A 13,370-nucleotide genomic window follows, 5' to 3' on the forward strand; every position below is an offset into this window, starting at 1 on the left:
TGAGTGTGACAAATTCCGGTCCGGCTCTCTTCGCCGTCAATGCGCTGCCGATGCTCCCGCGCACGGTCTTCAGCGTCGGACGAATTTATTTGCAAGACGTGCAAAACGTCTGCCTCCCGGCATGCGCTCCAGTTCCTCCGGCGTAATTGCCCTGACCGCGAAAATCAGGATGACATAAATGACCATTGCTGTCAGAATCGCCACCGCCGCAGACAGCGCATTTGCCATATTCCCGCTGTGACCGGCGAGAATAATCATCATTCCTTTGTACACCCCGAGAGCCCAGGCGGCCATCAGCAGCGCCGCGATCAGCGGCCGGAGATACGTCAGACTGATGTTGTGCCGGACGCCGGTATACTTGTGCACAGAAATATCGTTCAGCGTCATCGCGACAAAATATGCCACCAGGGTGCCGATAGCAGCGCCCTTCACATTAATCACGTGAATGCCGACGGTGAAATAAGTCACGAACACCTTGAACACACATCCGATCGCCAGGTTCCTCACCGGAATCATCTGCTTTCCGATCGCCTGCAGGACACTGGTCGAAGTCTGCATATGCGCCAGAAAGATCACGCCGATGGCGAGAAGCATCATGATGGGCGCCGCCTCCCGACAGGACTCCGGCTGCTCGAAATACAGCAGTTTAAGAATCGGCTCCGCCAGGAAGAAGAGTCCGAAGGCGCACGGGAAGCCCATGATCATCGTCGTCCGATAGCCCAGCTTGATCGTCTCATTGACCTCCGTCGCGTTATTCACTGCGAAATTTCTGGAAATCGCCGGAACCAGACTGACCGCCACCGCCTGTGTAAAGATCTGTGGGAAAGCGATAATCGGGTTGCAGTAACCGCCGTAGAGGCTGTACATATGCTCTGTGGCCGCCCGACTCCATCCTGTCTGCTGCAGCACGTTCATCACGATTGACGTGTCGATCAGGGTCATAATCGGCATAATCTCACATCCGATGATGATGGGAACGGCAATCATCGTGATTTTCTTCGCCAGATATTTTCCGTCCTCCACCATCGGATCTCCATATTCAATTTTCTGCCGGAATACTTTGTGGTTCAGCAGGAAGATCAGTGCGATGACCGCCAGACCGGCAATCGCGCCCGCCGAAGCGCCGAAGGATGCACCTGCCGCCGCCTTCACCATATCCCCGGAGTGGAAGGCAAACACATACGCCAGCGAGAGACCCACGCCGCAGCGCACCAGCTGCTCCGTGATTTCAGAAATCGCCGTGGGGTTCATATTCTGCCGGCCGTTGAAAAACCCCCGGAAGGAGGAAAACAGCGGCACAAAGAACAGTGCCGGTGCCATAGCCCTCACCGCCAGCGCGGATTTGGGACTTCCCACCGCCCGGGCGATAATATCCGCTCCGAAAAAACAGACGAGGAAGCAGACCGTTCCGACGCCCAGAAGCAACAGCGTCGCCACGTGAAAGATTTTGTGCGCGTTGCGGTAGCGTCTCTGCACGATGCTCTCCGAGACCAGCCGGGAAATCGCCACCGGAACGCCGGCGGTGCCGATGACCACCAGCGTTCCGTAAATCGCGTAAGCGACACTGTAATACGTCATCCCGTCGCCGATCCAGTTGGTCAGAGGAATCCGGAAGACCGCCCCGAGAAGCTTGATCATAACACCGGCCCCCGCCAGAATGGCCGCGCCCTTCAGGAATTTCTTTTCATTTGAATCTGACATACAGTAATCTCCAATACTAAAGCTGCGCTAAAATCCCCTTTGCAGCCTTCTCCGTTTCAAAGACAGTTTTTTCTTTATCGATTGTAGCATATTCTCCGTCTTTGTAAAGCACTTTTCCGTCCGCCATCGTCAGGACCACATCGCTCCCTGCGGCGGAATAGACGATATTGTTGACCATATCGTGAACCGGATGCATATTCGGCTGAGAAATATCCATCACGATCAGGTCAGCTTTCTGTCCCTCCGCCAGAAGACCGCAGTCCGTCCGTCCCTGCGCCAGAGCTCCGCCTCTCGTGGCGGCGTACAAAGCCTGACGCGGCGTGATTACAGTAGGATCTCCGGCCTTGATTTTTCCCACGAGAGCCAGTGTTTTAATCTCCTCCAGGAAATTCAGGGAATTGTTGGAAGCCACGCTGTCCGTGCCGACGGCCAGACCGATTCCCGCCCTCAGCAGCGCAGCGCTGTCACATATCCCGCTGGCGAGTTTCAGATTGCTGACCGGATTCGTGGCGACCGTTACCCCCTTTTCCTTCAGGATGTCATAATCTTCTCCTTCAATCCACACACAGTGCGCCGCTGTGGCCGGCACATCGAAGATGCCGCAGTCCGCCAGATACCGCACCGGCGTGCGACCCCCGCGGCGGCCCTTGCATTCCTCATGCTCACGTTTTGTTTCCGAGACATGCACGTGCATGCGGATTCCCTCTTCCTTTGCATACGCTGCAAGCCCCCTGGCCGTCTGCTCGTCAGATGTATATTCCGCGTGAAGACTGGCGTCAATCAGGATTCTGCCCTCCTCTGCGCCGTGGTAATTCCGGACGGCGTCCTTCATCTCCCGGACCGACTCCATCTGTTCAAAGGGAGTCCCGTCGAAATTCGTCAGCGAACGGCTGATGTTGTTTTTCGCGCCGCTGTCCGCGACCGCCCTTACCATATCGGAGGTGAAATAGTACATATCCTGAGTAGATACAATACCGAAACGCAGAGATTCCATCATACAGAGAAGCGTACCCCAGTAGACCGCATTAGAATCAAGTTTGGCCTCAAAGGGGAAAATCCGGGTCTCCAGCCAGTCCTGAAGTGTCAGGTTCTCGCCGTATCCCCGCATCAGTGCCATCGGGCTGTGTCCGTGGGCGTTATAAAAGCCGGGCATAAGCAGCCGGTCCTTTCCGTCATAGACTTCTCCGTATTTTTCCGCATATTCCGGTTCTTTGTCTGAAATCAGGCGGATCCGGCTTCCGAAGGTTCCGACGTACATATTTTCGCGCACGTTGAAATCCTCGTCCAGAATCGTGATATTCTTAAACAGCATTTTCGTTTCCTCCTTTGTTTTCCTTGATTATAGTCAGCAGTTCCAGACAATCCTCCAGCTTTCTGGCGGGGATCATCGGGATCCTGATAAACGGTTCGACGCCGCCGTGGACAAATGCCCGTCCTTTGAATGCATCGTTGATACTGAAAATCGCATATGGAGTCAGATGGTTTTTTTCAGCGAAGGAGAAAATGATCCGCTTATTTTGTTCATATATTCTCCTGACAGAAAGTTCCTCCGCCATGCCCCGTATCTGCGAAATCTTGATGAGATTCAGCGTCTCTCTCGGAACATCGCCGAACCGGTCGATTAATTCGTCGATCATTTCCTGCTCATCCTCCGGCGTACGCACAGAAGCGATTTTTTTATACATTCCCAGCTTCAGGGATTCATTCTCAATGTACCAGTCCGGAATTGCGGCGGAAACAGCGAGTTCCACCGAGGTGTCCTCCTCTGTCTCGCTGACCGGTTCGCCGCCCTTCAGCTGACGCACCGCATCCTCCACCATCTTGCAGTACAGTTCATAACCGATGTTCATCATGTGTCCTGACTGCTCGCCTCCCAAAAGATTCCCTGCACCCCGGATCTCCAGATCACGCATGGCCACCTTGAAGCCGGAACCGAACTCGGTGAACTCCCGGATCGCCCGAAGTCTCTTCTCCGAGACCTCAGTCAGCACCTTGTCCTTCTGATACATCAGGTAGGCATACGCCATCCGGTTCGATCTGCCGACACGTCCTCTCAGCTGATAGAGCTGTGCCAGACCGTAACGATCCGCGTCCATGATGATCAGCGTATTTGCATTGGGGACATCGATGCCCGACTCCACGATCGTCGTCGCCACCAGTACATCCGACTGATGATTGACAAAATCAAGCATCACATTCTCCAGAGCCTGCTCGTTCATCCTGCCGTGCCCCACCGCGACACGGGCCTCAGGCACCAGGTGTTCGATGCGCCCGGCAAGCTGGCTGATGCCGCGAACACGATTGTAGATAACAAAGCATTGTCCGCCCCGATCCAGTTCCCGTTTCACGGCGTCCCGGATCACGAGGTCGTCCTGTTCCATCACATATGTCTGCACCGGATAACGATCCTCAGGAGGCTCTTCGATCAGACTCATATCCTTGATTCCCGTCAGTGACATGTTCAGTGTTCTCGGAATCGGCGTAGCCGTCAGAGTCAGCACATCTACGTTTTTCTTCAGTTTCTTGATCGCCTCCTTGTGTCGGACGCCGAACCGATGCTCCTCGTCAATGACCAGAAGACCCAGATCCCGGAACTTTACATCCCGGGACAGAATCCTGTGTGTGCCGATTATGATGTCGATTTTTCCGTCCGAGAGATCCTCCAGGATTTTCTTCTGCTGCGCCTCACTGCGGAACCGGGACAGCATCTCCACCCGTACCGCGAAATGCTCGAAACGGTCGCGCAGCGTGTAGAAATGCTGGTTCGCCAGCACTGTAGTCGGAACCAGAACCGCCGCCTGTTTTCCATCCGCAACACATTTAAACAGTGCCCTGGCTGCCACCTCGGTTTTACCGAAGCCCACATCTCCGCAGAGCAGTCGATCCATCGCCTTCGGCTTTTCCATATCCTGCTTGATCTCTTCGATAGAGCGCAGCTGATCCTCCGTCTCCTGGTATGGGAACTCATCCTCGAATTCCCGCATCCAGATGGAGTCCGGACTGAAGGCGTAGCCTTTTTCCATTTCCCGTTCTGCGTACAACTGCACCAGTTCCTGAGTCATCTCCGCAATGGCTGCCCGGGCTCTCGCCTTGGTCAGTTTCCATTCGCCGCTGGAGAGTTTGTTGATCTTTGGCGTGACCCCATCTGAACCGATGTATTTCTGCACGATATCGAACTGCTCCACCGGTACATACAGAGTGTCGTTTCCGGCGTACTTGATTTTCAGGTAGTCCTTCTTCTCTCCCTGGATGTCCAGCTGCTGAATTCCCAGAAATTTTCCGATTCCGTGATTCTCATGCACCACGAAATCTCCCGCCTTCAGATCCGTAAAACTTTCAAGTTTCTGGCCGTCGCTTCGTTGCTTTCGCCGCCGTCGGCTCTGCTGCCGCTCTCCGAAAATATCATTGTCACTGATATAGCAGAGCTTGCGGTCGATAAAGTCAAAACCTGTCGTCAGATTCCCCCGCAGGAAACGAACCTGCCGGACGACGCCGCAGCGGTCACAGAATTCGATCAGATTTTTCCGGCGCTCCTCCGTAGACGCTGTGATGCAGATTTCATAACCCTTTTTGACATACGCCTTCAGCTCTGATTCCAGCAGTTCCATATGCCCGCTGAAATTCATCATCTGCGCACTCTGATAACTGTGGAGAGACTCGTAGGCTTCGACGCCCCGGATCTGTTTGGGGAAGGGGGACAAAAGATAAACGGGGCCGTGCCGGTAGATCTTCTGAAAGTCCTCCCGGCCGGTCATCAGTTCCATGTCCTCCGGAACAATCTCACCCCGTTCCAGCATGACCTGAAAATCCATCTTCTGTTCCTTTGTCCTGGAGTCCAGCATCTCGCCGATGCGGTCGGGATCATCGACATAAATCGTCCCGCTGTCCAGATAATCCCACAGGTATTCCGGATCCTCGTAAAAATAATGCAGATAATTTTCCAGCAGCTGTACATTCATCCGGTTATCGATGTATTCACAGAGCTCATCCCGGCGCTTCTCCAGTCTCCGGACCGCTTCCTCGCTGTCTTCCCCCCGTTTCATCAGCCTTTTCGCCTGCGCCGTATATGTCCGTCGCACCCGCTCGGAAGCCCTGGCGAACAGTTCTTTATCCGCAAGCATCTGCTCTGCAGGGCCTATCTCGACGCTCCTGAGGCTCCGGACTGAACGCTGCGTGTCAATATCGAACTCGCGAATGGAATCCACCTCGGTGTCAAAAAATTCAATTCGGAACGGATTCTCCGCATCAGGCGTGAAAACATCCAGAATTCCGCCCCGCATGCTGAACTCACCGCGTCCCTCCACAAGGCTCATCCGCTCATATCCGAGGGACACCAGTGTCTCCTTCAGATCCACAAGGAAATGCTCCTCGCCCAGAGTGATGCTGAGTTTTCCGGACTCAAAAAGCCGATGCGGCATGGTTTTCCGGATCGCCGCGGCGGCCGGAGCCACCACGATGCAGTCCTCCTGCCCGCGCAGCGCCTTCATGGCGTTCAGACGTTCCAAAAGAAGGTCATGATTCTTCGCTTCGTAACGCAAAAACACCTGATCCTCATCCGGCATCACGTGTATATTTCTGTCGGTAAAAAAAGAAAGATCATCCGCAAGCCGCTTCGCTCTCGGTTCTGTGGCGACGATGATCAGACTTTTCCCCGATTCTTTTTTTATATTCTCGGATATGATAAACGCCGATCGACTCTCAGACACGCCCGATATCCCGATGATTCCTCGTTTATTCATCCTGCTCTCCGGGAGCATGCTCCCCTTTTTTCTTCTCCTTCTTTTTGGTATTATAGCGGTTCATGGCAAGATCCACGCCGTCGATAACGATGCATTCTGCCGCTCTGGATGCCGTTTCCACAGCCTGACGCAGAAGCGGAACCTCCTCCCTGCGAAAGCCTCCGGTCACAAAGGATATCAGTTCCTCTTTCCGTCCGCTGCCGATACCGACGCGTATCCTGGGGAACCTGTCTGTTCCCAGCTGCTGTACGACGGAACGCATTCCGTTATGGGTGCCGGCACTGCCGAACCTGCGTATGCGGATGCTCCCTGTCGGAATATCGAGATCATCGTAGATGACGATAAGATGCTCCGGCGGAATTTTGTAGAAGGAAACAGCCTCCCTCACTGCCTCTCCGCTGAGGTTCATATACGTCTGCGGCTTGACCAGCACAACCTTGTGTCCTGCGATGTTCCCCGCACCTGTCAGCGATTTGAATTTGATTCTGCTGACGGAGATTCCGTTCTCCTCCGCGAGGTGATCCAGTGTCAGGAAGCCGAGATTGTGTCTCGTATTTTCATATTTCGGCCCGGGATTCCCCAGGCCGACGATGATAAATGGTTCATTACTCATATCAGTCAAACAGTTTGCTGACAGATCCGTTTGTGTATACTCTGGTCATAGCCTCCGCAAAAAGCGGCGCCACGGACAGAACGGTCATCTTGTCCAGCTTCTTCTCCTTATCCATCGGTATTGTATTCAGCAGCGCCAGTTCTTTAATCGCAGAAGCCTCGATCCGGTCGAAGGCCGGCCCGGAAAGAACAGCGTGGGTCGCGCCTGCGTAGACGTTCTCCGCGCCCATTTCCTTGATGACGTTCGCCGCATTGGTAATCGTTCCGGCAGTATCGATCATATCGTCCAGGATAATGCAGTTTTTTCCTCTGACCTCCCCGATGATATTCATAATCTCGCTTTTGTTCGGTTCCGGACGTCGTTTATCCACAATAGCGATGGGGCAGTTAAAGTATTCCGCCATATTCCTCGCCCGGGTCACGCTGCCGTGATCCGGAGAGACGATGCAGACATTCTCCAGATTCTTTTCCTTGAAATACTTCGCCAGAATCGGCATTCCTACCAGATGGTCCACCGGAATATCGAAATATCCCTGAATCTGGCTGGCATGCAGATCCATCGTCAGAACACGGTCGGCGCCCGCCGCCACCAGCAGGTTTGCCACCAGCTTGGCGGTAATCGGATCCCTCGCCTTGGCTTTTCTGTCCTGACGCGCGTAACCGTAGTAGGGAATCACTGCGTTGATCCGTCCGGCCGAGGCTCTCTTGACTGCATCAATCATGATCAGCAGTTCCATCAGGTTGTCATTGACAGGGGCGCAGGTGGACTGAATGATATAGACATCCACTCCCCGAACACTTTCCCAGAGATTGACGGAAATTTCCCCGTCGCTGAATTTCGTCACCGTCGCCTTTCCCAGAGGTTTTCCCATAACGGATGCGATTTCCTCCGCAAGACGGGGGTGCGAATTGCCTGCGAACAGCTTGTAGTCAGAAAAAGCGCTGTTTTTCATTGTTCCTCTCCTCCATGAACTTCGATCTTCTGCGATTACTTCTTCTTTTTATTATAAAGGCCGCGGCGGGTCGCCCAGCCTTCAATATTCTTTTGTTTCGCCCGCGCCACACCCAGCGCATCCTCCGGAATATCCTGCGTGATTGTGCTCCCGGCTGCCACATAGGCACCGTCATCGATGCGGATCGGTGAAATGATGTTGGAATTACAGCCGATGAACACGCCGTCGCCGATCGAGGACCGGAATTTATGGGTGCCGTCATAATTGACGAAAACGACACCGCATCCCAGGTTCACGTCTTCGCCGATGTCAGAATCCCCGATATAGGTAAGATGCGCCGACTTGGATCCGTCTCCGAAGGTAGAGTTCTTAACCTCTACGAAATCCCCGATCTTGCAGTTTCTGCCGATTTCGGAGCCTGGGCGCACATATGCGAAGGGACCGATTTTGCTCCCTTCCCCTATGCTGCTCTCCAGTACCACACTGCTCTGGATTTCCACACCATCGCCGATGACAGAATCCCGGATGCGCGTATTCTGATAGATTTTCGCATTCTCACCAATTACCGTATTTCCTTCCAGGGTAACACAGGGACCGATAAACGTGCCCGCTCCGATCTGTACGGCCTCATCGATATAAACGCTGCCGATATCCGCAAAGTCAACGCCGTTTTCCAGGTGTGCGACAGCGATGCGTTTCCTCTCCGCTTCCTTTTCCTGATATTCGCTGTATTTCATCTCACTCTCCGCATAGTTTTTCTTCTGTCATAAGTTTATATATTCCGTATTTATTCTTTGTCCTGCTCCATGATCATTTTCCCGGCCTTGTAGATATCGCCGGCACCCATGGTGATCACCACATCTCCGTCCTCTGCGTGCTCCCGGACATAGTCTGCGATCTTATCAAAACTGTCCATGTAGTAGACTTCTTTATCCGGATGCTCCCGACGTATCTCCTCAGCAAGTTTTTTGGAAGAGATGTTATAGATGTCTTTTTCCCGGGCTGCATAGATGTCCGCCAGAATCAGAACGTCGGTCTGCTCAAAAGCGTCCGCAAACTGATCAAACAGCGCCAGGGTCCTGGTGTAAGTATGAGGCTGAAAGAGGCACCAGAGTTTCCGGTGCGGAATGTTATGAGCTGCTGAAAGCGTCGCCCTGATCTCCGTCGGATGGTGCGCATAGTCATCGACAACCTTTACGCCTCTGTCCGTCGTACCGATAATGTCGAACCGGCGCTGCGTTCCGTGATAGGACTCCAGAGTTCCTGCGATCAGATCTGCATCAACGCCGAGCACATGGCAGCAGGCAAAAGCTGCCGCCGCATTCAGGATATTATGCTCCCCCGGCACATTCAGCTGCACATGCTCCAGTTTCACACCGTTATGGCTCACTGAAAATGAAGGCATCCCTTCGCTGTTAAACCTTACCTCTGAAATATGATAAGTGGAATTTTCATTATATCCGTAGGTCACCACATTTGCATGTCCTTTAATCACTTCACTGACAAAAGGATTGGAATCGTAAGCGATAATCTTTCCGTCCTCCGGAACGGCTCTGGCGAATTTGTCAAAGGACCGGACAATATGGTCGATATCCTTGAAATAGTCCAGGTGGTCTGAATCGATGTTCAGTATCACTTCGATTTTCGGCCGGAGCTGCAGAAAACTGTCCCTGTATTCGCAGGCCTCCGTCACAAAGTAAGGGCTGTTTCCAACCTTCACGTTCCCGCCGATCTCATCCAGCTGCCCGCCGACAAGAATCGTGGGCTCCAGTCCCGCGGCCTCCAGAACGAGAGAAACCATAGAAGTCGTTGTCGTTTTTCCGTGGGTTCCGCTGATCGCCACGCTTGACTCATATTCATCCATCAGTGTTCCCAGGATTTCCGCTCTGGACGCCAGCGGGATCTTCTTTTCTCTGGCGCGGATGATTTCCGGATTTTCTTCGGCGATCGCTGCTGAATAGATGATGAGATCTGCATTCTCGACATTCTCCGCTCTATGGCCTATGTAAATGGTAATACCTGATTTCTTCAGTTTCTCTGTCATTTCCGACGGCTTCATATCCGAGCCGGTCACGTGATACCCTCTCGATACCAGTATCTCCGCGATGGCTGACAGTCCGATGCCGCCGATTCCAATACAATGTATGTTTCTGTATTTCTTCAAATCAATCATAACTGGTTCCCTTCCCCGATGATATATCTTACATCTGCGACCATGCCTGAATGAACCGCGCCGTAATAACCCCGAAAAGCAGATTTCCGGGGGGTGCATGCTTCAGAACCGGTCCGAACAGAACTCTTGATATTATACCATACCGTCTCCAAAAATGCTTTACAATTTCCGCAAAAAGCAATAATATTATTTTAAACAGTCTGTGGAATCCGCGCTGCCGCCGGGTTCCCGGAGGCCACAGCATCCGGAGGGAATGAATGAAACGAACAGAACGCATCGGCGTGATCGTAAAGACACTTTCTGACACGCCCGGAAAGCTATATCCGCTGCAGTACTTCTGCGACCTTTTTCATATGGCGAAGTCCAGCATCAGCGAGGACATCAATATTGCAGCGTCCGCCATGGAGGCGACGGGATCAGGGTTCATCGAAACGATTTCCGGCGCCAGAGGCGGCGTTCACTTTGTTCCCGACACCACGCACGAGGCCGTCGCGCCTCTGCTGGACGAGTTCTGCAATCGGCTCCGCGATCCGGCGAGAATTCTGGGCGGAGGCTTCCTGTACACGTCCGACATCATGTACGACACCGAGCTGGTCAGCCGCCTGGCAACCCTGTTCGCCGTAAAGTTCCGGGCGCTCGACGTGGACTATGTGGCGACGGTGGAAACAAAGGGAATCCCTCTGGCTACCATGGTGGCGCATCAGCTGCATCGCCCTCTGATCATCTGCCGCAGGGAGGCGAAAGTCTCCGAGGGCTCGACGGTCAGCATCAATTATTTTTCCGGCTCCTATGACCGCGTACAGAAGATGTCGCTGTCCCGGCGGGCGGTTCGTCCCGGATCGCGTACCCTGGTCATCGACGATTTCATGCGGGGCGGCGGAAGCACCAAAGGCATTGCGGATCTGCTCGCCGAATTTGATGCGGAGGTCGTCGGTGCAGGCATCGCCATCGTCAGCGAGACGCCTGAACAAAAGAAAATACGGAATTACACAGCCGCAGTCTATCTCGGAGACGTAGATGAAGAAAAGCGCACCATTGACGTGCGCCCGAATCCCGATATTTTCAGATAGCCCGAACCACTGCATTTACAGAAAATATTTTTCCGTAAGCGCATCCGTAACACCGGATTGCGGCTTTCTGCAAACGCGTCCGTTAAATCTGCGCAGATTCAGGGTATAGATTTTCCGCAAATGCGGGTTGCAGATTCGCTTGATATTGTGTATAATATAATAAATAATTATAAAAGCCAGAAAGGTAGGCCATGATGAACATTACTGATGTAAGGATTCGCAAGGTCACTGCGGAAGGCAAAATGAAAGCGATTGTTTCGGTCACATTCGATGATGAGTTTGTTGTCCACGATATCAAGATAATTGAGGGTCAGAACGGTCCGTTTATCGCCATGCCCAGTCGTAAGATGGGCGAGGGAGATTTCCGGGATATCGCACATCCCCTCACCTCTGAAACGAGAACTCGAATCAAAGACGCCATTTTCGCCGAGTACGAAAGGGTACTGGCAGAGCACCAAAGCGAAGACGATCTTGAGGCACCTGAGGAGTAATATTTAATTACATGACATTAATTAAGGACTGTTGCACGCAACAGTCCTTTTTTTCACGTTCTATTCAGTCCGGCAATCCGGCGCTGCATCACTCCAGCGTCGCTTCAACCACACGGATGGCGTTTGTGCGCCCTGAAACTCCGACCGGCACCCCCGCGGTACAAACTACTGTATCTCCCTCGCGGATGCATTCGCTGCGGATCGCCTTGCGGGTACAGTGACCGAACAGATCACCCAATTCCTCGCGGTAATTGGCCATCAGCGGCTCAACGCCCCAGAACAGCGCCATCTGATGGTAAACCTTTTCGTCCGGCGTACATCCGATAATCGGCAGTTCCGGGCGGAACTTGCTGATTTTATTTGCTGTATAGCCGGAGGATGTGATGGCCAGAATCGCTTTGGCGCTGATGTCCTCTGCTAGTGTGCAGGCGGCGTGTCCCACCGCGTTAGTGATATCCCGGGAATCCATCGCCAGCCATTTTTCTCTGCTGGTCACCGTCCTGGCATCTTCCTCCGCCTGCTCCGCAATACGCGCCATGGCTGCGACGGCCTCTTCCGGATACTTTCCGGCAGCGCTCTCTCCGGAGAGCATGACGGCAGACGCTCCGTCAAACACCGCATTCGCCACATCATTAATCTCCGCCCGGGTAGGCACCGGACTGGTAATCATCGACTCCAGCATCTGTGTCGCAGTGATGACGATCTTCCCCTGCTGTACGCAGCGGCGAATGAACCTTTTCTGAATGCCGGGAAGCAGTTCGAACGGCACCTCGACACCCATATCGCCCCGGGCAACCATGATACCGTCCACCAGCTGCAGAATATCTTCAAAATTTGCGACACCCTGGGTACTCTCTATCTTGGCGATGAGTTTGATCCTCTCTCCCCCGTTGTCATCGAGGAACGCTCGAATCGCCCGTGCATCATCAGCGGAGCGTACAAAAGAAGCCGCGACGTAATCCACATCCTGCTCGATTCCGAACAGCAGATCGGACTTGTCCTGATCAGACAGATACTCCATGCTGATATCCACGTTCGGCACATTGATACCTTTGTGATCGCTGATCTTTCCGCCGTGAACCACCTCGCAGACCAGATCTGTATCCGTGGTGCTTTTTACCCTGAGCATAATCATTCCGTCGTTGATCAGTACCGTATCCCCGGCGTTCAGATCCTTCGCCAGGTCTTTATATGTTACAGAAGAGATCTCCCCTGTTCCTTCCACATCCTTTGTGGTCAGCGTAAATTCCTGACCGTCCTGCAGCACGGCCTCGCCGTTCCGGAACGTACCGGTGCGGATCTCAGGGCCCTTCGTATCCAGCAACACCGCCGCCGGAATTCCGAGCCCATCACGGACGCGGCGGAACCGGTCGATATTCTCTTTGTGCTCCTCATGGCTGCCATGAGAAAAGTTCATTCTGGCCACGTTCATCCCGGCCAGCAGAAGCCGGCGCATCATGTCCTCACTGCGGGACGCCGGACCGATTGTGCAGATTATCTTTGTTTTCCTCATATCCGTTTCAACCTCCATTGCCATTATACATTAACCGCCCGAAAAAACAAGCAGGTCGTTGTGTCTTTTTCTGATTCGTGTTATTATGGTACTGACATTCGACAAAAAATTAACGCAT

General features: G+C 53.2%; 10 protein-coding genes. 2 read left to right on the top strand and 8 right to left on the bottom strand.

Annotation, left to right across the window (positions count from 1 at the left end; translation table 11 throughout):
- Window positions 1-69 precede the first annotated feature (69 nt).
- Genes FYJ64_RS00070 through murC form a run of 7 tightly spaced genes read right to left on the bottom strand, consistent with a single transcriptional unit; the run spans window position 70 to window position 10,178 of the window.
- Complete coding sequence (locus FYJ64_RS00070) at window positions 70-1,701, bottom strand: putative polysaccharide biosynthesis protein (protein WP_154573223.1); 1,632 nt, start codon at window positions 1,699-1,701, stop codon at window positions 70-72.
- Between the two features lie 16 nt (window positions 1,702-1,717).
- Window positions 1,718-3,013 carry an amidohydrolase family protein gene (locus tag FYJ64_RS00075; protein ID WP_154573224.1) on the bottom strand — a complete coding sequence of 432 codons (1,296 nt, stop codon included), beginning with the start codon at window positions 3,011-3,013 and terminating at the stop codon, window positions 1,718-1,720.
- Window positions 3,003-6,440, bottom strand: coding sequence for a transcription-repair coupling factor (gene mfd, locus FYJ64_RS00080; protein ID WP_206045484.1), 3,438 nt, complete (start codon window positions 6,438-6,440; stop codon window positions 3,003-3,005). Before mfd ends, FYJ64_RS00075 begins: the two co-directional genes overlap by 11 nt.
- Window positions 6,433-7,053 (bottom strand): aminoacyl-tRNA hydrolase, encoded by a 621-nt coding sequence (pth, locus tag FYJ64_RS00085; RefSeq protein ID WP_154573226.1) that lies wholly within the window; start codon window positions 7,051-7,053, stop codon window positions 6,433-6,435. Before pth ends, mfd begins: the two co-directional genes overlap by 8 nt.
- Before the next feature lies 1 nt (window position 7,054).
- Window positions 7,055-8,005, bottom strand: coding sequence for a ribose-phosphate diphosphokinase (locus tag FYJ64_RS00090; RefSeq protein WP_154573227.1), 951 nt, complete (start codon window positions 8,003-8,005; stop codon window positions 7,055-7,057).
- A 35-nt stretch (window positions 8,006-8,040) separates the two neighbouring features.
- Window positions 8,041-8,742 carry a DapH/DapD/GlmU-related protein gene (locus tag FYJ64_RS00095; protein ID WP_154573228.1) on the bottom strand — a complete coding sequence of 234 codons (702 nt, stop codon included), beginning with the start codon at window positions 8,740-8,742 and terminating at the stop codon, window positions 8,041-8,043.
- 50 nt (window positions 8,743-8,792) lie between these two features.
- Window positions 8,793-10,178 (bottom strand): UDP-N-acetylmuramate--L-alanine ligase, encoded by a 1,386-nt coding sequence (gene murC, locus FYJ64_RS00100; protein ID WP_154573229.1) that lies wholly within the window; start codon window positions 10,176-10,178, stop codon window positions 8,793-8,795.
- 257 nt (window positions 10,179-10,435) lie between these two features.
- On the opposite strand from murC, the gene purR reads away from it, so the two are divergent.
- Window positions 10,436-11,248: a pur operon repressor gene (gene purR, locus FYJ64_RS00105; RefSeq protein ID WP_154573230.1), complete on the top strand. Its 813-nt coding sequence runs from the start codon at window positions 10,436-10,438 to the stop codon at window positions 11,246-11,248.
- 194 nt (window positions 11,249-11,442) lie between these two features.
- Window positions 11,443-11,739, top strand: a complete 297-nt coding sequence (gene spoVG / locus FYJ64_RS00110; protein WP_075714866.1) for a septation regulator SpoVG — start codon at window positions 11,443-11,445, stop codon at window positions 11,737-11,739.
- Window positions 11,740-11,827: 88 nt separating this feature from the next.
- Here the strand turns inward: spoVG and pyk are convergent, their stop codons facing one another.
- Window positions 11,828-13,276 (bottom strand): pyruvate kinase, encoded by a 1,449-nt coding sequence (gene pyk, locus FYJ64_RS00115; protein WP_328596968.1) that lies wholly within the window; start codon window positions 13,274-13,276, stop codon window positions 11,828-11,830.
- Window positions 13,277-13,370 lie beyond the last annotated feature (94 nt).

Source organism: Hornefia butyriciproducens (assembly GCF_009695915.1).
Lineage (GTDB): Bacteria > Bacillota > Clostridia > Peptostreptococcales > Anaerovoracaceae > Aminicella > Aminicella butyriciproducens.